19 protein-coding genes are annotated in these 20,902 nt (G+C 33.3%); 3 read left to right on the plus strand and 16 right to left on the minus strand.

The annotated features are described in order from the left end of the window. Positions 1-30: 30 nt before the first annotated feature. From GM3709_RS10090 to GM3709_RS10115, 6 genes are all read right to left on the minus strand, one after another. Positions 31-642, minus strand: a complete 612-nt coding sequence (locus tag GM3709_RS10090) for an IS982 family transposase (protein WP_144439426.1) — start codon at positions 640-642, stop codon at positions 31-33. A 121-nt stretch (positions 643-763) separates the two neighbouring features. After that, positions 764-1,912: a DNA-processing protein DprA gene (dprA, locus tag GM3709_RS10095; RefSeq protein WP_066118846.1), complete on the minus strand. Its 1,149-nt coding sequence runs from the start codon at positions 1,910-1,912 to the stop codon at positions 764-766. 38 nt (positions 1,913-1,950) lie between these two features. Beyond that, on the minus strand, positions 1,951-3,570 hold the full coding sequence (locus GM3709_RS10100; protein WP_066118848.1) for a serine/threonine-protein kinase: 1,620 nt from the start codon (positions 3,568-3,570) through the stop codon (positions 1,951-1,953). Positions 3,571-3,662: 92 nt separating this feature from the next. Further along, complete coding sequence (locus GM3709_RS10105) at positions 3,663-4,022, minus strand: hypothetical protein (protein ID WP_066118850.1); 360 nt, start codon at positions 4,020-4,022, stop codon at positions 3,663-3,665. A 33-nt stretch (positions 4,023-4,055) separates the two neighbouring features. Continuing rightward, entirely contained in the window at positions 4,056-4,601 is a 546-nt protein-coding gene (locus tag GM3709_RS10110) for a TIGR04376 family protein (protein ID WP_066118852.1), read from the minus strand. A gap of 90 nt (positions 4,602-4,691) precedes the next feature. Next, on the minus strand, positions 4,692-5,480 hold the full coding sequence (locus GM3709_RS10115; protein ID WP_066118854.1) for a hypothetical protein: 789 nt from the start codon (positions 5,478-5,480) through the stop codon (positions 4,692-4,694). Positions 5,481-5,992: 512 nt separating this feature from the next. Here GM3709_RS10115 and GM3709_RS10120 point away from each other — a divergent pair. Further along, positions 5,993-6,250: a hypothetical protein gene (locus GM3709_RS10120; RefSeq protein ID WP_066118855.1), complete on the plus strand. Its 258-nt coding sequence runs from the start codon at positions 5,993-5,995 to the stop codon at positions 6,248-6,250. 117 nt (positions 6,251-6,367) lie between these two features. Here the strand turns inward: GM3709_RS10120 and rpmB are convergent, their stop codons facing one another. From rpmB to fabI, 5 genes are all read right to left on the minus strand, one after another. Next, complete coding sequence (gene rpmB / locus GM3709_RS10125; protein WP_066118857.1) at positions 6,368-6,610, minus strand: 50S ribosomal protein L28; 243 nt, start codon at positions 6,608-6,610, stop codon at positions 6,368-6,370. Between the two features lie 105 nt (positions 6,611-6,715). Then, positions 6,716-6,943 carry a hypothetical protein gene (locus GM3709_RS10130; RefSeq protein WP_173645711.1) on the minus strand — a complete coding sequence of 76 codons (228 nt, stop codon included), beginning with the start codon at positions 6,941-6,943 and terminating at the stop codon, positions 6,716-6,718. A gap of 53 nt (positions 6,944-6,996) precedes the next feature. Then, positions 6,997-7,560 (minus strand): 50S ribosomal protein L25/general stress protein Ctc, encoded by a 564-nt coding sequence (locus GM3709_RS10135; RefSeq protein WP_066118859.1) that lies wholly within the window; start codon positions 7,558-7,560, stop codon positions 6,997-6,999. A 200-nt stretch (positions 7,561-7,760) separates the two neighbouring features. Continuing rightward, positions 7,761-9,089, minus strand: a complete 1,329-nt coding sequence (locus GM3709_RS10140) for an adenylosuccinate synthase (RefSeq protein WP_066121866.1) — start codon at positions 9,087-9,089, stop codon at positions 7,761-7,763. A gap of 157 nt (positions 9,090-9,246) precedes the next feature. Further along, entirely contained in the window at positions 9,247-10,035 is a 789-nt protein-coding gene (gene fabI, locus GM3709_RS10145) for an enoyl-ACP reductase FabI (protein WP_066118861.1), read from the minus strand. A 156-nt stretch (positions 10,036-10,191) separates the two neighbouring features. On the opposite strand from fabI, the gene ntcA reads away from it, so the two are divergent. Beyond that, complete coding sequence (ntcA, locus tag GM3709_RS10150) at positions 10,192-10,869, plus strand: global nitrogen regulator NtcA (RefSeq protein WP_066118863.1); 678 nt, start codon at positions 10,192-10,194, stop codon at positions 10,867-10,869. Between the two features lie 228 nt (positions 10,870-11,097). Further along, complete coding sequence (locus GM3709_RS10155) at positions 11,098-12,546, plus strand: DUF3084 domain-containing protein (RefSeq protein ID WP_066118865.1); 1,449 nt, start codon at positions 11,098-11,100, stop codon at positions 12,544-12,546. 5 nt (positions 12,547-12,551) lie between these two features. On the opposite strand, the gene GM3709_RS10160 is transcribed toward GM3709_RS10155, so the two are convergent. The 5 genes from GM3709_RS10160 to GM3709_RS10180 form a co-directional block, all read right to left on the minus strand. Beyond that, complete coding sequence (locus GM3709_RS10160) at positions 12,552-14,054, minus strand: WD40 repeat domain-containing protein (RefSeq protein WP_231937547.1); 1,503 nt, start codon at positions 14,052-14,054, stop codon at positions 12,552-12,554. Between the two features lie 20 nt (positions 14,055-14,074). Continuing rightward, positions 14,075-15,478, minus strand: a complete 1,404-nt coding sequence (mgtE, locus tag GM3709_RS10165) for a magnesium transporter (RefSeq protein ID WP_066118869.1) — start codon at positions 15,476-15,478, stop codon at positions 14,075-14,077. A gap of 537 nt (positions 15,479-16,015) precedes the next feature. Further along, positions 16,016-17,098 (minus strand): 3-dehydroquinate synthase, encoded by a 1,083-nt coding sequence (gene aroB, locus GM3709_RS10170; RefSeq protein ID WP_066118871.1) that lies wholly within the window; start codon positions 17,096-17,098, stop codon positions 16,016-16,018. A gap of 289 nt (positions 17,099-17,387) precedes the next feature. Then, positions 17,388-18,239 carry a YaaW family protein gene (locus GM3709_RS10175; protein WP_066118873.1) on the minus strand — a complete coding sequence of 284 codons (852 nt, stop codon included), beginning with the start codon at positions 18,237-18,239 and terminating at the stop codon, positions 17,388-17,390. A gap of 439 nt (positions 18,240-18,678) precedes the next feature. Next, positions 18,679-20,811 (minus strand): polysaccharide biosynthesis tyrosine autokinase, encoded by a 2,133-nt coding sequence (locus GM3709_RS10180; RefSeq protein WP_066118875.1) that lies wholly within the window; start codon positions 20,809-20,811, stop codon positions 18,679-18,681. Positions 20,812-20,902 lie beyond the last annotated feature (91 nt).

The following is a 20,902-nucleotide window of genomic DNA, read 5'->3' on the forward strand; positions in this document are numbered from 1 at the left end:
GTTAATAGTATTAACGTAAGTTGCTAGTTATTATAAAAAGGAACTTTCTAAAGTGTATGCAAAAATAAACGATGATACTTTGAGTAAAAATCCTTGAAAAGTTACTGCATGGATATTTTTTGGGAATTTTCTGGTAATTCTACTGAAAACTGTTTCGATAAAATGACGGCTTGTTTGCTTAATGTAATGAACCCATTTACTATCTTCTCTTTTCGATTTCTTTTTTCTGATTATCTCTAAGGAAATTTTTTCTAATTCTGCCAATTGATCTTCCATTTCGTAATCATTAAATGCTTTATCTGCATAGATTTCACTCCCCGGAGGAAGGTTTAATGGTAATAAATTCAAGCCACTAACATCATGACTACTTCCCGGTATAAACACCCATTCCACAGGTATTCCTTCTTTTGTACTGAGTAAATGTATTCTTACACCATAAAAGTAAAGTTTTTTTGAAGCTATGTAGCCTCTATAATCTTCTGAATTAATCAACCGACAACGAGCAATTCTGATATTGTTGCAAACAGGTACAGGAAAAGAATCCAGTAGATATTCCATCGAGTCGTTGAGATTTTTAAAGATTATTCCTATTTGTTGTTGAAGATCATATTGGGTGGAATACTTTAAATGCCTCCAAATCATTAATTTTTGGTTTTGGACCACGATGATAATTTGTCTTTGGAATAACACTACCTGTTTCTTGTTTTTGTTTTAGCCAAAGATAAAGAGTATTACGACTAAATTCTAGTGTTTTTCCTCTTTCTCATGCTCGACAATACATCATCCCGGGAAGTTGAGTTATTAAACCATCTAACTCCAGTTGTAGAAGAATTCCTGAAACTTCTCCACTATTTAATTGACTCTTATCAACAATAACATCAAAAAGAGTGGGGTTGACTTCGATCGAGTCATAAACTAATTTAAAACTAGAAGATAAACGAGGTTCTTTGGGTGTTTTTTCTGGTAGAGAAGGGGAAGATACGGGAAATAAAGATAATTGTTGTCCTTGATCTAAACTTGGTATTATCCCTAAACTAGATAACAACTCCTCTTCATTGATAATAATTTCTGCTCCATTATGAATTAACCTTAAACATCCTCTAGCTTGAACATTATCAGGGCTATTAGGTAATGTATAAACATCTCGATTAAACTCATTAGCATAACGTGCGGTAATCAATGCTCCCGATTTTTCTGGCGCTTCCATAACCAATACCGCTCGACACAATCCTGCAACAATACGATTACGAGCAGGAAAATTACCCCTTTCTGGTTGACTTCCATACTCATATTCTGTCATAATTAACCCTTTTTCCGCAATTTCTGCCATTAATTGACGATTATTGGAAGGATACGCTCGATCGAGTCCATTTCCTAGTACTGCAATAGTTCTACCTCCACCATCTAAACAACCACGATGTGCCACTGTATCGATACCTTCTGCTAACCCAGATACCACCGTAAAACCATTTTTTCCTAAAGCCTTACTAATATTATATGTCCATTTTTTTCCATGTTCTGTGGGCTTTCTTGTACCCACAATGCCAATTAAAGGAGTTATACCTTGATTTTCCGATAAATTTACTTGTCCTAAATAATATAAAATCGAGGGAGGACTAGGAATTTCCAGTAATAATTTAGGATACTCTAATTCAATAACCGTCCAAAATTTAGGATTTTTTTCTATATGTTTTAAGTATAGTTTTTCCGGCTCAATTTTTCTTTTTTCTTCTTGAATTAAATTACATAGTTTTTTGCCAATACCATCAATCAGCATTAATTCTTGTGATGAAGCTGTCCAAGCCTGTTCTAAATTGCCAAAATAATCATATATTTTCTTTAAAGATACTACTCCAACCCCTTTAATTTTTGACCATGCTAACCAATAAATTTTTTCTGTATCTTGAATCATGATAAATAATATAATACAGTTGACAATTCTCAATTCTCTTAGTTAATTCCACAGTCCATAATTCGAGAAATCAGAGTATAAATTCCTCTTTCTAATAACCCCGACATGGCAACACTGGGTAAATGTCCTTGAGGTGCTTTAATAGTATAAATTAAATAGTCTTGAAATAACCAAATTCCGTTCATGCGCCATCCAAGACGATCGCCAACAGTTTCCCATATTTTCTTATCGTAACTTCTTTTTCCTCCTAAACTCAGATAAATTCTTTTTTGTACAGAAAAACCAAATTTACCGTTACTATATTGAAGCCAAAGTCGATCGAGGGTTTGTAAATCTTTAGCAGGAAAAGTACTCATAGAATTTCGATCAATCCAACCGGAAGCCTCTTTATTGACTGCTTTAAGCATGATTCTATGGGTTTCTTCATCAGCTTTGCGCCATGCTTGACTACTCAACAATTCTTCTAATCGACTATAATCAATACCCACCTCCGATAAAGAAGAAGATTGAGATTCCAATACAGTTTCAGGATTAGCCATTTCTGTAGGGATAGAAGACTCCTCCTCATAATAATTATTAAAAACTTGCTCATCACCTAAAGAAGAAGTGGTTTGTGATTGGGTAGGAGGTGAAGCAATGGGAGGATTATGGTGAAATCTGTTGGGGGAAAGAGGATCATAGGTTTCTGTTTCCATGGGTGTTGCCCTAGAGGTTTTGACTACTCGTCTAACCTTTTTAGTTGTAGGAACAGGAGGTACAGCCATCACGGGCATTTTTTTTGAAGTAGCCACCGCAGGAGGAGTAGCTGCAGTTGTAACAGGAGAAGAAAGGACAATTTCTCTATTTTCTGTTAGCATACTTAACCATTCAGCGATCGATTCTGGACGATCATCCGAATGTAACTCCATTCCTTTCAAAATAGCTAAATTTGTTCGATCGCTAATCTTCGGATTATGTTGTTGAGGAGGAATTAAATTAATACCCTGATTGCGAAACTGAGCCGGAAAAGGTATTTGTAAAGTCAAAGAATAATATAAAGTAGCGGCCAAAGCATACACATCTGTATAAGCTCCCCTTTTGGCATTTCGAGAATATTGTTCTAAAGGAGCGAAACCTTCTGTTCGAGAATTGGTATGAATTTGGGTTTTATCCTCAATAAAATCTCTTGCCAATCCAAAATCAATCAATACAGCTTCATTATTTTGACTGCGACGCATAATATTAGCCGGTTTCACATCTCGGTGTAAAATACCCCGTTGATGAATATAACTTAATGCACTTCCCACCTGATAAATATAACGAATCGCTTCAACTTCTTCAAAACCACCCTTTTGTTTAACTAAACTTTCTAAATTTCCTCCATCAATATATTCCATCACCATACACCACAACTCACCTTCTTGACAGACATCATCTACTTGAATTACATGAGCATGACTACATTTAGCTAAACGAAAAGCCTCTTGAATAAATCTTTCTTGATGTTTTTTAAAGTCTGGTTGAGCTTGAATAGTAGCATTAAGAGTTTTGACGGCGACAATATTTCCCATTTGAAGATCTTTGGCACGATAAGTAATACCAGCACCTCCTGCCCCTAAAACCTTATCAATCACATATTTTCCTTTTTGAATAATCTGCCCAGTTTTCCAATAACTCATAGTGACTATCGATTCTGATGATGATCTGTCTTATCTATTATTTTAGTGGATTTGATGCTAAATCTTTTTTTGTGTTAAGGATCATCTAAATTTTAGAATAGTTCTTTAACAAAAACTTGAAAACAACTATCATCATTAATAATATGGTTTAAAGCGGATCTCATTAAATCAACACCATAACGATCGTTAGCTAAATTATCTTTTGTAAAAACTACCTCTAATTTTTCCATTAATTTAAGAGTATTTTCTTCACCATACTTATCGATCAAACTCTCTGCAAATTTCTCCATAATTTTATCGTCAGTGATCATTCCCGTATTTTCAAAAGATTGACACATATAGTCACCAAATAAAGTACCCACTTCTGACGAGGAAGGTAAATTTTGTGCTTGAGCTAAATTGCCGAAATTTAATGATAAAAATGCACCTAATAAAAAAGGTAAATATTTCATGATTTTAGTTTTTAAAATGTTTATTTTTCTGAATTATAAATTGTTTTTCATATCTTGTAATTGCTGATCAATTTCCCACTGTTGAAATTTTGTTTCTAAATCATCATAGTATTTATTTTGATTCCATGATTGACTTTGATAAGTATTCGTATAAGTTTGATTTGCTTTTAATTGATCTATTTTTAAATTAATTTCTTTTTCTTTGGTTTCGATCGAAATTAATAACTCTTTATTAGTTTTAATTTTTTGTTTAATTTCTTCCATCTGTCGCCAAAGTAATGCACCTTCAGTTAATAACGATCGTTCTCTGTTTTCTGCTTCTTGTGCTAAATCTAATCTTCCAGCTTGTTGTGCTTTTTCAATCCGACTATGCCATGTTTGAATATCTTTTCCTATAGTTAATATCTTATTTTCAATGGTTTTTAACTCAGATTCTGATTGAGAAATCAACTTGAGAGTGTCATTTTTTTCTGCTTTTAATTCTTGAGCAATAATCGTCAAATTTAGATGAGGATTACTTTGTAAAAATTCATCTAAGCGAGATTCTAAAAACTTACTAAAATCTTCAAAAAAATTCATATTATAAAGTACTTATTAAACTATTTAATTAGATTAAGTTTATTCTTTCGATCGAAAAGTTTATCAATAACTAAAGTTAAAAAAAATTGATTAAAAAGTTTCTCCCACTCTAAGATAAACCGATTGATTTTGACGACTAATAACAGCTTGTTTATCATTTATCCCCATTAATACCCATCCTGTCGCACCAATTTCCCCCCCAACAGAAACTTTTTCGGTGACATTATTAATATTGAACAAAGCAACACTATTAGTATTTCCTAATTCTACAACCCCTTGTAAAGTATAGTTATATTTAGTTTCTCTACCTGTTACTGTTGATGGAGAAACCACCGTAGAGATATTATTGTCTAAATTATTAGGAAGTGTCGTAGTATTTGCAGTCTTAAGTACTGGTACTTTATTTAACTTTGGTGGTGGTGGTAAGGTAGAAGAATCATTAAAATTATTTACCGATGGCAAAGGTGGCGGTGGTGGTAAAGTTGGTTTTGGTGGTGGAGGAATCGGAATAGGAGAGACTTCAGAAAGATTGGTTGAGATATTGGTATTGGTATTAGGTAAAGGAGGAATAGTTAAAGTCTCATTTGTGGAAGATGGTAATAAGGAAGAAAGATTCGATGGTGATGAATTGTTGGTGTTGTTATTAACAGGTAACAAATTCATTTGATTATCTAAGGGTAATTTATTTTCCCCATTAAATATCTGATTTTCAGGAGATGACCCATTATCCTTAACTAAAGGTGATGATGAGTTGATTTGTTGATTTTCGTGATTCTTCCAAAACCAACCTGCCACTAGCAGAAGATAAATACTTGCAAAAACAAATAATAATTTATCTAAGTTATTTTTAAAGCCTATTTTTCTTTTAATATTATTCATAGGTGTAATTATTGTTTCAGAAATTCAAATAAAACTAATGGGAAGTTAGAACTTTTTTATTTTTACGATCGAATTATTTTTTGATGTTACTCTAAAAATTTTACCTTTTGTCCTTATTAACTTTAACTAATTCAACATCATTTATTTTAAGCCCAGATCTTGGATCAATTGTCAATTATCAATTGGTAACTTTTCCCTCTCGTCATTGACACATAAATATGTGAAAACCTAAGTTCGAGAAAAAATCCTTGATGTAGGTAGGTTTTAGGCTTTAGGGTTTAGGTTTTAGGTTCTAAAAATACCAAATCTGATTGAATTATTTAATTAAATTAATCTAAGTAAAATCAATTGTTAACCTAATACCTAACAACTAATACCTAATACCTTGCTATTACCCATACATTTTGCATTGAACTGAGATTGCGAAAGAGGTTTTATCCAAATGTTTGTATAATGATATTCTGTGCCAAAATAATTAACGGAAATTAAAATTATTGTAGGAATTATCTTTCATGGCAAGAAAACCCGATGAATATATAGCACATATATTAATTAGTAACGGACATAGAGAAGAAGTGCGTTTTCCCACGATACAAGAGTTTCAAAAATGGTACAGTGGAGAGTTAATACCAAAATCTGACTCTAAAGATTTTATTAGCGTACCTATTAAAAATATTCAGGGTGAGTATATGGTTGTGCGTCCTGCTAATATTGTTTGTATAAGAGTTGAACCTGTATTCTTTGGTAGTGTCGATCGAGATTCTATTTAGAATTTACTGAAAAAAGATAAAATCTTGAGGAGGAAAAGCTAATTACTAATTATTCACGGTTTTTTTGTGGTGAACTATTTTTAGCAATCCCCCTCTAAGATACTGTATAATCAAAATTTATTGACACTTATATTGTTTTAAATCAATTCCAGCCTCTCTAGCCATAGCGTTTAAACCTCTGTTATCTAAAGTTTTGAGAGCTTTTGTTGAAATACGAAGTTTAACAAAACACTTTCCTTCTGCCCACCAAATTCTCTTATCTTGTAAATTTGCGTGTTGTAACTTTTTAGTTCTACGATGAGAGTGAGAAACCGCAAAACCATTATTTGCCCTTTTTCCAGTAAGTTGACAGACTCGCATAAAAAATTATCTCCTAATTTATTAATAAATATTTAGTTTATTGTGCAAACTTCCATTTTACTCGGATTTTGTGGTTATGGCAACAATGGCGAGTCGGTTAATAACTTATTTCTGTATTCTTTCAAATTGAGGAGTTTTTTCTGTTAAGCCAAATTTTGACATTACTTTAATTAAACCAAAAGATACGATCGCACCAATAACTAAACCAATGGTTATAAGAAGGATAAATATTTTTTTTAGTTCTTGTTGTTTCTGAGGAGAGACTTTTGCTAATTCCTCTCGATCGATTTCTTGATTACCGTTACTATCAGGATCAAAAAAAGAATTATTCATAAAAAAGCAATGATTAGTAATTGTTAACTGTTAATTGTTAATGATTAATAGATTTAACCTTTTTTACGAGGTGCAACAATACCCATAATATTCTTATTGGGATCGTCCAATACTTTAATTCCTTCAGGTAAAACTAAGTTAGCCACAGAGAAAGTTTTACCAATATCCACGCCAGAAATATCCATTTCTAAATATTCAGGAATATTTGTCGGTAAACAACGAACTTTAACTTGTGTTACCATCTGTTCCATAATTCCACCTTGAGAAATACCAATGGAGTTACCAACAATTTTTAACGGTACAACCACTTCTACATCATTATCTCCTGAAGGACAGAAGAAACTAATGTGGTGTAAATTACGTTTCCAAGGATGAGTTTGTACTTCTCTAATCAAAACTTTACCATTCCAATCAAGTTCAGGTATAGCTAAATCGACTAAAGTATTATTAACTGAGGCATTTTTTAATAAGGTAATAGCTTCTTTATGAGTTAACACTAAAGATAATGCTTCTGCACCACTATGACCATATAAATTAGCAGGAATAAAACCTTCACGACGTAATGCTCTAGGCTTACTACCTTCAGGTCTTGTTTTACATTCTAATGTTACTTCCATTTTATTTAACTAATTTCCCTATAAGTTTAAATGTTATTGATTTATTCAAAAACAAATTTATTTACTATTAACTATATAATACGTTGATATTTTACACAATAGACAGTTATTAATCTAAAAAACAATCAATTCAAGGTAATAAATCGTCAATTTTAATTATTATTGCCTATTGTCATTTATCCATTGTCATACTTTTAAGATTAAACTGGATTACCGTTAGCGTATAATAAGGCTCTTTTTGGTCCATGAATAGGATCTTCTATAATAATAGTCTGATCTCTACCCGGCCCTACAGAAACGATCGCAATGGGTAATTCCATCAATTCGGCTAAGAATTTTAAATAATTTAATGCCTTTTTGGGCAATTCTTCTAAAGTTTGACAATGACTGGTTGATTGTTGCCACCCCGGTACAGTTTCATATACAGGCTGACAGTTAGCGAATTTGGTGGCGTGGGTAGGAAATTCTCGACAGATTTCTCCATCAATGTTGTAAGCTACACAGACTTTAATTTCTTCTAACTCATCAAGAACATCTAATTTGGTAATAGCTAAACAATCTAAACCGTTAATTCTAGCGGCGTATCTGCCAATTACCCCGTCAAACCAACCGCAACGACGACGACGCCCTGTGGTTGTACCAAACTCTGCCCCTTTGTCACCTAAATGAGTACCAATATCATCCTCTAATTCTGTAGGGAAAGGCCCTTCTCCCACACGAGTGGTGTAAGCTTTTGCTACTCCAATTATACGATCGATAATAGTGGGGCCAACACCAGCACCAACACAAGCACCACCAGCGATAGGGTTAGATGAGGTAACATAAGGATATGTACCGTGATCTAGATCTAGGAGTGTACCTTGGGCGCCTTCAAACAAGATATTTTTCTTGCTTCTAACAGCTTGATCAATTTTTAAAGAACTGTCAATGACAAAAGAACGTAAACGATCGGCGTAACCTATATATTCCTGTACTACCTCTTTCGCATTTAAAGGAGGCAATCCATAGAGTTTTTCTAAAACCGCATTCTTATAGTTAATAGTCCATTCCAATTTATCTGGATGACGATCGCAGTTGATTAAATCAAGCATTCTAATGCCGATTCTCTCAGCTTTATCCGAATAAGTCGGACCAATACCCCGTCCAGTCGTACCAATCTTATATTTACCTCGCTTTTCTTCTGCCGCTTGGTCTAAGATACGATGATAGGGCATCGTTACATGGGCAGTTTGCGAGATGTACAAGTTATCAGTAGAAATATTGAGAGCGATAAGCTGATCAATCTCTTCTAATAACTCTTGAGGATCTATCACAGTACCAGAACCAATAATACATTCAGTATCAGGGTATAAAATCCCTGAAGGAATTAGATGTAATTTAAAGGTTTGGTTTTCTACAACCACAGTATGACCGGCATTTACACCCCCTTGAGAGCGAACTACCACATCTGCTGATTTACTGAGTAAATCTGTTATTTTTCCTTTTCCTTCATCGCCCCATTGGGCTCCGATTACGATAACGTTAGCCAAGGGTTTAATAGAGCTAAACTTCACACAAACTATTATTATCGCAGTTTAGAACTCTGATGTCAAGTACTTTTATTAATTAGGCAAAGTTTGAAAAATTTTTTTGATGAGGGTAGGAGATAGGAAAAATAGTTATAAATCAAGAACTCAATCTCTGTCCTCAATGTCCTTGACTCATGCCCATAATTTCATAACCTGCGTCAACATAAATAATTTGTCCTGTAATACCACTAGACAAGTCACTACAGAGAAAAGCGGCGGTGTTGCCTACTTCTGTTTGAGTTACCGTACGACGTAGAGGAGCAACCGATTCGACATGGTGAATCATGTCTAATATCCCTCCTACCGCCGAGGAAGCAAGGGTGCGAATAGGCCCGGCAGAGATAGCATTTACTCTTACATTTTGTGTTCCTAATTCTGAAGCAAGGTAACGTACACTCATTTCTAAGGCAGATTTGGCAATACCCATGACGTTATAGTTAGGAATGACTTTGACTCCTCCAAGGTAGCTTAATGTTACCACGCTACCACCCGATCGCATCATGGGTTTGGCGGCTTGTACTAAACGGGTTAGGGAATAAGCACTAATATCAAGGGCTGTTTTAAATCCGTCACGAGAGGTATTACTAAAATCTCCTGTTAAATCATCTTTTTGAGCAAAAGCTAAACAATGAATTAAGATGTCAATATGTCCCCATTTTTCTTTAATTTGAGCAAAAGTTTCGTCAATCTGGGCATCATCTTGTACATTACAAGGAAGAAAAACACTAGGGCTTAAAGGTTCTACTAATTCCCCTACTTTTTTCTCAAATCTTCCTTTTTCATCGGGTAGATAAGTAACACCGATATTTGCTCCTGCTTTATGTAGTTGTTGAGCAATACCCCAAGCGATGGATTTATTATTAGCAATACCTGTTACAAGGGCGTTTTTCTTGGTTAAATCTAACATATTCTTGATTTTTTCTCTAATTTTCTGTAATATCTGAGAATAATTGGCTAAACTAATTAAGTTATAGATAGTTATCTAGTTTACAATTACTTATTTTCTTATAGAAAGTGTCGTTTACACGATCGATCATTAAATATTATTCCGTAACTATCCCCTATGCAATCAATATCAACTCAGGAACAACCTTTAGCATCCGTATTTCGTCAGATTGGCGCAGGAATTTATACCCCTGTGGTGGAAAAATTTGAACGTGGTAAGACGATATTTTTCCCCGGTGATCCCGCCGAAAGAGTATATTTTTTAATGAAGGGTGCTGTAAAATTGTCCCGGGTGTATGAAGCTGGGGAAGAAATTACCGTTGCTTTATTACGGGAAAATAGTGTTTTTGGAGTATTATCACTGATTACAGGGCAAAAGTCCGATCGATTCTATCATGCTGTTGCTTTTACTCCCGTAGAATTATTATCTGCTCCTATTGAGCATTTTCAACGATCGTTAAAAGATAATCCTGAATTGTCTCGTTTAATGTTACAGGGATTGTCTTCTCGAATTTTACAAACAGAATTAATGATTGAAACTTTGGCACATAGGGATATGGCTTCCCGTTTAGTTAGTTTCTTATTAATTCTTTGTCGAGATTTTGGCGTACCTAGTCTCAATGGTATTACTATTGATCTTAAATTATCACATCAAGCGATCGCTGAAGCTATAGGTTCAACTCGTGTAACTGTTACTAGATTACTAGGAGAATTGAGACAAGATGGCATGATTTCGATTAATAAGAAAAAAATTACTGTGCATAATCCTGTTGGTTTAAGTCAACAATTCGCCTAATATCCTCAACTTTATTTCCGTTGGACATAAAATTGTGAAGAGGATACGAGTGAGTAGAAAGGTTAATTGTGATAATCTTACTTTTTTGCTCAGTATAATTGTTTTTTCCTCTGGTTATTTTTTTGTACCTCTGTCTTTTTCCGAACTCGTCTAAAATCAGGTTACACTATAGAGATTAATGCAATGGTGTGAATAATTTTTGTGAGGAGTGTATAACTCTATAAATTAATGACAAGTGCCTATATTCTCGTAGTAGCTATCTTAATATTAGGGGGTTTAATTGCGGCATTAGGCGATCGCATTGGGACAAAAGTCGGTAAGGCTAGATTGAGATTATTTCAACTACGTCCAAAACAAACTGCTATACTTATTACTATTGGTACAGGTATCTTAATTTCAGCTTCCACATTATTAATTTTGTTTAGTCTAAGTAGTTCTTTACGTCAAGGCATTTTTGAACTAGATGAAATCTTAAAAAAAAGACGAGAAATTACACTTCAATTGGAAAAAGTTGAGTTAGAAAAAAAGCGAGTAGAACAGGAATTAATTTCTGCTCAACAACGTCAAAATTCTGCTAAAAAATTGTTAGATGAAACTGGACAAGAATTAAAAATTACTCAAAGTAAACTCAAAATTATTTCCAGCCAAAGTGAAAAATTAAAAAAAGAAGTAGAGAAAATTATTACTGAAAAAGATATTCTTTTACAAGAAAAAGAGGAGATTCAAAAACAACAAGAAAAATTAGAAATATCCATAGCTAAAAGAGATCAAGAGTTAAAAGATAAACAGTTACAAATAGAAGAACAGAAGGATATTTTAAAAGAACAAGAAGATAGTTTAGCACAACTAAAAAATCGTCAAAATCAATTGCAATTAGAGATAAAATCTAGGGATCAACAGATTTCTAAACTCGATCAAAATATCTTGGCAAAAGATAAAATCCTAAAAGATAAAGAGAATGAATTATTATCTTTAGAAAAAGAATTGGCATTTTATCGTCGAGAAGTGGAAATATTAGAACAATATTATCAAACTTATCAAGATTTAAGAGAAAGACCGATCGCTATTGTGAAAGGACAAGTATTGACGGTAACTCTCTTAAAAATTGATCGAAATACTAATATTGAAGAATTAATTGATGGTGTTTTAAATGAAGCAAATCGAGGAGTAATGTTAACTTTAGGCTATGGAGATAAATTTCCTAACGAGAGATTTGTTCAAATTACTAAAGCACAAGTACAACAAATGAAAGAACAACTATCTCAAAATGGAGAATATTTGGTCAGAATTTTATCTGCTGGTAATTATGTTCAAGGAGAAGAAAATGTGAGGATTTTTGCAGATGTTACCTCTAATCAGAGAGTTTACAGTAAAAATGACACGATCGCCTCTATTTCGATCGATCCTAAAGATTTTAAAACTGATGAATTACAAAAGAAAATAGATTTTCTTATTTCTGTCACACAATTTCGGGCAAGGAGAGAAGGACTATTAGGTAGAATTATTATTGGAGATGGAAAAATTATCTCTTTAATTAACTTTCTTCAAGAGTTACAATTGTCTGATCAAACAGTGGACGAAATTATTGCTGTTGCGGGGAATGAAACCTATACATCTGGCCCATTACAAGTTAATTTAGTCGTTATTTCTGAAGGTAGAGAAATACTTAGACTATAAAAACTTTATTGCGTGGTTTGTTGCCAAATTTTAATAGTACCATCAACTCCACCGGCCGCCAAAAATTCTCCATTTTTACTTAAGGCAAGTGAAAAAATACGGTTATCATCAGCTATTTTTAAATGACCTAATTCTTTGGAACTAGCAGGATACCAAATTTTGATTAAACCATCTACACCACCACTATACAATAGTTTTCCATCCGGACTGAAAGTTAAGTCCATTACTTGCCCATGATGCCCCTGCAATTCTAAAGTAGGCTCAATTTCTAAATACAGACTAAACATAGTTGTCGGTAAATGCCAAATTTTGATGGAACCATCAGCACAACCTCCCGCTATATATTCTCCGGAACCAGCTATAGCGATCGATTCCAATGACGTTACATTTCCTACTAATAAACCTAATTTTCGGTTTCCCCCTAACTCCCAAATCGTAATTTCACCATCACCACCACCACTAGCAATAAATTGTCCTTCTTCATGAATAGCGATCGCATTTATTGCACCAGTTTCATCATAACAACTTTCTAACAATCGTCCGGTTTCACAATCCCACTGTTTAAGAGTTTGATCATAGCTACCACTGACAATAATTCCTCGAGAAGATGCAATGGTTAACCCGTGAATAGATCCCGTATGCTGAGTTAAAGTATGACGAAGATTAAATTTTAAAGAATTTTTTTCAGATTTCAAAGACCAAATTTTTACATCTTGATCTAAACTACCTGTAACAATACCATTATTAACATAGTCTTGATCGCTTAGTGAAACTGTTAAGACTCCTTGTTCTGAAGCCTTAATCCCATCAATTTCGTTACCTCTGTCTAATGACCAAATTTTTAAGTATTGATCCCAAGAAGCACTTAATAAATATTTATTATCATGAGTAATGGCTATATCAGTAACCGATTGAGTATGAGCATTAATTATATGAATACATCGCCAAGCAATTTTAGGGGGAGGTTCAATATCATAAATTACTGATTGAGTTAAGATTTTTGAATCGGGTAATTTTATATCATTAACTGCTGGATTCACTGGTTTTCGGGACGATTGAGATGATTGATATAATTGTTCTAAGGTTTTGATCCTCAATTCTAGTTTATGTTCTTGGATATATTCAATAATGCTAGTGAGAGACTTATTTAAACTTTCCACATCGTCTTGTAAAGAGGCAATCATTTGATTCTCAGATTTTTTTTGTTGATTACTGACAATTTTGGGGGGAGAGGAAAGGGAATTTTGTTTTTCAAGATATTGATTAATTTTACTGTTGATTTCTTCAACTTCTCCTGAAAAACGTTTCAATTGCACATTCAAAGCGGCAGCGATACGGGTTTTACTGCGATTTTCCGATCGAAGACGATTGATAATATTTAAAATGAAAGTAACAGTAATAGCGATAAATAATAAATTATTGGACTGGAAAGTTAAAGAAAAAATCAACCCAATAATCGTTAATAAAATCCCGAGATATTCTAGCCACTCTAACCAAAATAAAATCATAAAAATCATAATCAATCACCCTAAATCCCTAACATTGTACGGGCGATCGAGAAATAGATCAACACCCCTAAAACATCTACTGCCGTAGTAATAAAAGGTGCAGACATCAAAGCAGGATCTAATCCAAACAATCGAAACAAAAAAGGTAGAGAAGATCCCGAAACGGAAGCTAATACAGAAATTGCCACCAAACTAATGCCAACAGATACCGCTACAATAGGATTTCTATGGGTTTGAGGTAAAAGATAAGCCCAAACCGCCGCTAAAACTCCTAAGATTAAACCTAAGATTAATCCAGCTAAAGCCTCTCGAAAAATAACTTTTCCTGTACCTAAATCGCTCACTTCATCAGTACTCAAACCCCTAATAACTACTGTAGATGATTGAGTACCAATATTTCCCCCAGTACCTGTTAAAAGAGGTATAAAGGCAGCTAAAACCGTTACTTTCTCTAACACATCTTCTTGCGCTCCAATAATGCTACCAGTGACAGTATTAGTTAACAATAATATCAACAACCATGATACCCGTCTTCTAGCTACGGTAAAAAGGTTAGTTTGAAAGTAGTTATCTCCGACAGATTGGACAGCACCTAAAGCGTAAATATCTTCAGTGGCTTCTTTTTCTAAAATATCAATGACATCATCAACGGTAACAATCCCCACTAATCGTAATTCTTTATCTACTACTGGTACAGCTAAAAAGTCATATCTTTGAATTAATCTTGCAACCTCTTCTTGATCCATGTCAGTTTTGACATAAACTACATCTTTAGTCATGATTTCTTCTAAAGTTTGATGAGGTGGGTGTAAAACTAAATCTCGTAAGGAAACGATACCCGCCAAATGACGTGAAGCATCGGTTACATACATATAATAAATTAACTCAGAAGCTCTTGCTAAAGATCTGATACGATCGAGAGTCTCTTCTACTGTTAAAGTTTGTTTTAAGGAAATATACTCTGGTGTCATAATACGACCAGCAGTATCTTCTTCATAGCCTAAAAGTAAGTTCGTCGCCTGTCTTTCTTCTGGACTTAATTGTGCCAAAATACGGCTAACCACCGAGGCGGGTAACTCATCAAATAATCTAACTCGATCGTCGGGAGACATTTTATCAACAATATCTAACACTTCTTGTCGCTTAAATTCTTCGATAAGTGCTTGTTGTACGCTATAATCTAAGTGTTCGTAAACATCAATTGCTTCTGTTTTATTAAGTAAGCGAAAAGCAATCAATTGCATAGAGGAAGGTAAATATTCGATCGCTTCAGCAATATCTACAGGTTGTACGGGGAATAATAAAACTTTTGCACCTTCAAGGTTATTTTGTTCTAATAAAAGTCTTAATTGAGAACTTACTAATTCTCTCAGTTCATGACGAGAATCATTTTGTAGAATGGTTAAATTATCAGTATCAGTCACCAGTTTACCCCCCTATAACTACTTCTTAGAATACTTCTTAGCCATTAAACTTTAATTCTAACCTTAGCTTGGTTCATTAAAAAATTTTTCTGTCAGTTAATTGTCTGGTTTTTCATCTAATTTAGGGTTTGCTGAAAAGGTGTTTTGACGGAGAGTAGGTATTAGCGGTACTTTGAAAAATTTTGGTACAAAAATAGCTTCAAATACAGTCAGAGTAAGGGATTTAGATAAAAGCCATAAAAACGGCTGAAACTCTTGGTATAAAAGGAAAAGTTATCGTGCGCTCTGCGTGCCTTTGGCATCGATGTAAAATCTTTGATTTATAACGATTTGAGACTCATAGTTTAATATTTTTAGTTTAAGTACCGTTAGGTGTTAGGTGTTAGGTGTTAGGTGTTAGGTGTTAGGTGCAGCCCTTCAATGAATACATGAATACTAAAAGAAAAGACTCTGATAGACTAAATTATAAATTATCTATCAGTATATCTAAACCTTTAATTTAAAAGCCTTCTGATTTATTAAGCAAACTCCAATTACTTAAAATACATTTCTTACTAATTTACTTGTAACTCGATCTGTAATTATTACTTTACCGATCGCCGTTGGCAAAATAAAGCGTACTTTTCCCCCTTTAACTTTCTTATCAGTTTGTAAATGAGCGATCGCAGCATCTATATCAAGATAAGAAGGAATAATGGTAGGTAATCCGGTTTTTTCGATTAATAAATTTTGTCTTTTCGCTTCCGATTCTGTCCATAAACCCATTTCAACGGAGATCTTTCCGGCTGCTACCATACCGATGGCGACGGCTTCTCCATGAACAAAAGTTTCATAATTCGTTAAACTTTCAATAACATGACCAATGGTGTGACCATAGTTTAAAATTGCTCTTAAACCTGCTTCTTTTTCATCCTGACTTACTACTTCGGCTTTTGCTTGACAAGAACGAACTAGGATTTCACTTAATAGCACCCCATCAAAATTATCTAAGCTATCAAGATTATTTGCTTTTTCTAGCTGTTCAAAAAGACTTTTATCCCAAATCACTCCATATTTAATAACTTCTGCCATACCAGCCTTAAACTCTCGATCGGGCAGGGTTTTTAAAACCGTTGGATCTATCAAAACTAATTTTGGTTGATAAAAAGCACCAATTAAATTTTTTCCTTGAGGATGATTAACTCCTGTTTTTCCACCCACAGAAGCATCTACCATCGCTAAGAGGGATGTTGGTACTTGAACAAAATTAACTCCTCGTAACCAAGTAGCGGCGGCAAATCCTGTCATATCTCCTACTACTCCACCTCCCAAAGCCAATAAAGTCGAGTTTCGCTCTAAAGAAAACTTGAGAGTACTATCATAAATTTGGGCTAAATATTCAAGGGTTTTATAATTTTCTCCTGCGGGAATAAGGTGATAATTAACACTAAAACCAGCTTTTTCTAAGGAATCAACGGTAAGGTTTCCATAATAATCAAAGATTTGGGGATTGGACACCACCAAAATTTTCTTTCCTAAATTTAACTCTTTAATTTTTTCTCCTAGAGTTAATAATCCATTATTGAGAATATGAATATTATAGGAATTATTAGGCAGAGGTACGGATATAATTGATTCCATTATCGATCGAGGGGACTATTTAAACCACTTTCATTGTAAGGTAAAACTGCTCGATAAAATTAAAATAAATGCTAATATTGTGATTAAAAATACCTATGAATTTCTGAACACTAAGAAATAATTAGTTAGATGTTTATTGTTTTCTTCGCTATAAAATGGCTTCTATGACAGTCTGAAATTCTTAACGAGAGTCGTTTTTATCTTAACTGGGATTTACAAAAATTAATAAATCATAAGGATATGATTGACGAGACAAAAAATATACAAAAAATATTATTTCTTTTCAACTCTAACAGGGTGACATTTCCCAATCGTAACCACGAGTAAGACGAATTTGAGCCAAAGTAAAAATTACTGGAATGATTCTGGTGTAGTTAGTAGCGATCGCTCTCCAACCTAAATCTGCTAGAAAACATCCCCATAAAACAGGGCCTAGAAAAGCAAAAACTCCCCTTACGGCGGTATAACGTGCAGTACTCATCACCATGCCTCTTTTAGCCATTTGTAAAGCAAAATGATTTTGTAATTGACTAGCTGTAGCAATACCACCTTTAATAATAGTTGTTTTAGTCACTTGATAAGTTGCAAAATGTATGGCAAATTGTTGAGCAATTTTTTGCAGTAACCAAGGCTTTAGAATCGAACTTACTGCCATTAAGCTACCTCCTTGTAGTAAAATTTTGACAGGATCGTGTTGTAAACTTAGAGGTAAGGGTTCAGGCTGAGGACTTTGGGCAAGGGAATTAATTACTTGATTTTTCAATGATTTTTGTTCAGCAGAAGGCAATTTACGCCATGCTTGTTGTAGTAAGTTTAAGAAAATTTCGCTTTCAATCTCGATCGTTGTCATTTTTTGAGAGTAAGGAATTTTGAGATAACGACAAACTTGAATTAAAACATCTCGATAACATACTTCTTTAGTTTGACCTCGTAATACTGTGATGCCATCAGCCGCCAAGAAACGAAAACGATTTTCTAACATATCTAGCCAAGTTTGTAAGTCGTTACTTTGAACATCCAAAGGATCTGGACTTTTTAAGTAATCAATAGGATTCAAGCGACGAGAAAAAAGAATCTTCGTGACTTGTTGTAACTCATCTTCTGTTGCTAATTCTAACACTGTCCTTAATTCATCTACCATTTTCGTCACACACCATGAAACTGACTTTTTTATTATATAGTAACCCTAAATAATTGGTGTAAATAACTTTCTCGATCGATTTTAGAAGAAACAAGAAATAACTATTTGAGTCATGAGAAAAGATTTTAACTATTATTTTTCTGATATATGTAACATTTTTTAAATAAAAAAAAGATAATTATTTCAGTAATGTTGTATTATTGTTTAATATGAGATTAATATAATTACATATTAAAAAATCCGATTTAGCAGAATAAGTCTCATGACTTAATATTACCTAATGTCCAATCATATGCGATCGTGTTTGAGTCATAATTCGTACTTATGTACTTTAACTTTTCCCCAAATCGGATGAAAAAATGTCTATATATTTACTTATCAGGAGGAAAAGATAATTTTATGCAGTAGCATTTTATGAAATATTAAAGTTTCTTCTGGTTTAGGAAAATAAGGTGTTTTTTTTCTGATCTTTTTTGTCACGATAGTAAGAGTAGTTATAGTAATAATAATTATTCTCACTGTCAGAAGTGAAGCAATTAAGAATTAAGCCGATAACATTAACTTCTGCTTGGGTTAAAGATTCTTTTATACCAGCTAACATAGAAATTTTTACTTTACTCTGACGTACAACCATTAACATTCCATCACTCATTCTGCCCAAAATTTGAGCATCTGCCGCTACACTAATAGGGGGTGAGTCAATAATAATTAAATCATAGTGGGTTTTCATTTCCTCAAGTATATCTATCATTTGAGAAGAACCAATTAAAGCGACAGGGTTAGACTTACTGTTACCGGCAAGTAATAAATCTAAATTAGGCATAACGGGAATTGTCGATTCTGAGAGTAAAATATTCTTTTCTGAGTGCAATAACTCACTTAATCCAAATTCTTTCTCTGTACTTCCCCAAATTTTCTTTTGTCCAGGTTTTCTTAAATCGGCCTCAATCAATAAGACTTTTTTCCCTAATTCGGAAACTGCGATCGCAATGTTCGCCGCAATGGTTGATTTACCTTCTTTAGCAACACTACTGGAAATAGTAATGACTTTTAGAGGTTTTTCTTCTGTATCCATAAATTTGAGACTCGCACCAATAGCACGAAAATTCTCACAAATGGAAGAAGATGGATTATTCTTCACAGGAAGACTACTTGTAATATTATCAGTTTTATGACGATAAAAATGGTAAAAATAGGGAATTTTTCCTAATACTGGTTGTTGAAAATACTCTCTAATTTGCTCAATATTATTAACTCCGTTATCTAATTGTTCTAATAAATAAGCTAATAATGAACTTGCTAAAATACCGGCTAAAAAACCTTGAATTAAATAAGTAAAACTACTATTTGTAGTAGGTTCTGTCGGTATAGAGGCAAATTCAGCCGATCGAATATTTCCTTGAGTATTATTAAGGGCTATTTGTGCATCTTGATAATTTTTAATTAAATTTTGTAATAAGTCACTTCTAGCATCTAATTCTCGTTGTAATTGTTCTTGTTCAAACTCTAAATTAGGTAAAGTATCAACTCTTTCTCGATAATTATTAATTAATTGATTTAAAGATTTTAATTGTGCTTCTAAACTTTGAATATCTCTTTCGACCGTGCCATATTCCGCTAATAAATTGCTTTGAGTTGAACCGGGTTGATAAATTTTATCTAAATCTTCTTTGGGTAATTCTCCTTGAATATTAATATTTTGAGCATATTTTTTTAATTGTTCTTCTAAAATTTTTTTTTCTTGTTCTAAAGTAATTAATTGAGGGTGTTTATCACCCAAACTAACTTTTTGCTGTTCAATTTTAAGATTAATTTCTTGGATTTGTTTAACTAGAGAAGCAACCATAGGAGATTCATTGACAAAACTAGAAGTAATACCAGTTTCAGAATCTATAGGAAATATTTTTCTTAAAGAATCTCTACGAGATTTTTGAGCCGCCAATTGAGATTCTATTTCGGCGATTTGACCATCTAATTGACCAATAATATCAATGGTAGAAGTTGCTTCGGCAGTTATGTCTAAAATGCGATTATTTTGTTTAAATTCTTTTAATTTTTCGGCAGTTATCTCTAATTCTTTTTGACTTTCAGGAATTTGCTTTTCTAAAAAATTGGCTAATTCTCTAGTTTGAGTGACTTTTTGTTCTCTGTCTAATTGTACATAATTTCTGATCCAAGCATTGACTATTTCAACAGCTTTTTCTGGATCTTTATCTGTAAATGACAATACAATTACATCAGTGTTTTGTGGATTGACAGCAACTAAATTTCCTACTAACTTTTTCGGATCTAATTTTAGAGGTAATTGTAAATCTTTGATAACTTTTTCTGCCAAAGAATTAGACTTAATTAATACTAAATCATTGCTTAATTTTGTTTGGGAAGATAAAGCAAAAGGATCGGCAATATTAGGACTTTTTGTCTCAAAAATAATAGTACCACTAGCTTTATAAAGAGGAATTACTTTTTTCGATCGCTCATAACCTAAAAAGAAGAATATAATGGCAAAAACTAGGGATACAGGAAGCCATCTTTTACGAATAATTTTGAAATAAATTAACAATTCTTCCATGAGATTAATTATTTAGAGAATGGCGGATAATATATGCTTAATAAATAATAATATAACGTTTCTAGGACTCATCTAAGTTTACTGGTTAAGG

It is taken from the genome of Geminocystis sp. NIES-3709, assembly GCF_001548115.1.
Classification (GTDB): Bacteria; Cyanobacteriota; Cyanobacteriia; order Cyanobacteriales; family Cyanobacteriaceae; genus Geminocystis.

Excerpts from the sequence above, each read along its gene's own strand:
- GM3709_RS10090 (WP_144439426.1), bottom strand. The coding sequence starts at position 642 with ATGATTTGGAGGCATTTAAAGTATTCCACCCAATATGATCTTCAACAA.
- dprA (WP_066118846.1), bottom strand. The coding sequence starts at position 1,912 with ATGATTCAAGATACAGAAAAAATTTATTGGTTAGCATGGTCAAAAATT.
- GM3709_RS10100 (WP_066118848.1), bottom strand. The coding sequence starts at position 3,570 with ATGAGTTATTGGAAAACTGGGCAGATTATTCAAAAAGGAAAATATGTG.
- GM3709_RS10105 (WP_066118850.1), bottom strand. The coding sequence starts at position 4,022 with ATGAAATATTTACCTTTTTTATTAGGTGCATTTTTATCATTAAATTTC.
- GM3709_RS10110 (WP_066118852.1), bottom strand. The coding sequence starts at position 4,601 with ATGAATTTTTTTGAAGATTTTAGTAAGTTTTTAGAATCTCGCTTAGAT.
- GM3709_RS10115 (WP_066118854.1), bottom strand. The coding sequence starts at position 5,480 with ATGAATAATATTAAAAGAAAAATAGGCTTTAAAAATAACTTAGATAAA.
- GM3709_RS10120 (WP_066118855.1), top strand. The coding sequence starts at position 5,993 with ATGGCAAGAAAACCCGATGAATATATAGCACATATATTAATTAGTAAC.
- rpmB (WP_066118857.1), bottom strand. The coding sequence starts at position 6,610 with ATGCGAGTCTGTCAACTTACTGGAAAAAGGGCAAATAATGGTTTTGCG.
- GM3709_RS10130 (WP_173645711.1), bottom strand. The coding sequence starts at position 6,943 with ATGAATAATTCTTTTTTTGATCCTGATAGTAACGGTAATCAAGAAATC.
- GM3709_RS10135 (WP_066118859.1), bottom strand. The coding sequence starts at position 7,560 with ATGGAAGTAACATTAGAATGTAAAACAAGACCTGAAGGTAGTAAGCCT.
- fabI (WP_066118861.1), bottom strand. The coding sequence starts at position 10,035 with ATGTTAGATTTAACCAAGAAAAACGCCCTTGTAACAGGTATTGCTAAT.
- ntcA (WP_066118863.1), top strand. The coding sequence starts at position 10,192 with ATGCAATCAATATCAACTCAGGAACAACCTTTAGCATCCGTATTTCGT.
- GM3709_RS10155 (WP_066118865.1), top strand. The coding sequence starts at position 11,098 with ATGACAAGTGCCTATATTCTCGTAGTAGCTATCTTAATATTAGGGGGT.
- GM3709_RS10160 (WP_231937547.1), bottom strand. The coding sequence starts at position 14,054 with ATGATTTTATTTTGGTTAGAGTGGCTAGAATATCTCGGGATTTTATTA.
- aroB (WP_066118871.1), bottom strand. The coding sequence starts at position 17,098 with ATGGAATCAATTATATCCGTACCTCTGCCTAATAATTCCTATAATATT.
- GM3709_RS10175 (WP_066118873.1), bottom strand. The coding sequence starts at position 18,239 with ATGGTAGATGAATTAAGGACAGTGTTAGAATTAGCAACAGAAGATGAG.
- GM3709_RS10180 (WP_066118875.1), bottom strand. The coding sequence starts at position 20,811 with ATGGAAGAATTGTTAATTTATTTCAAAATTATTCGTAAAAGATGGCTT.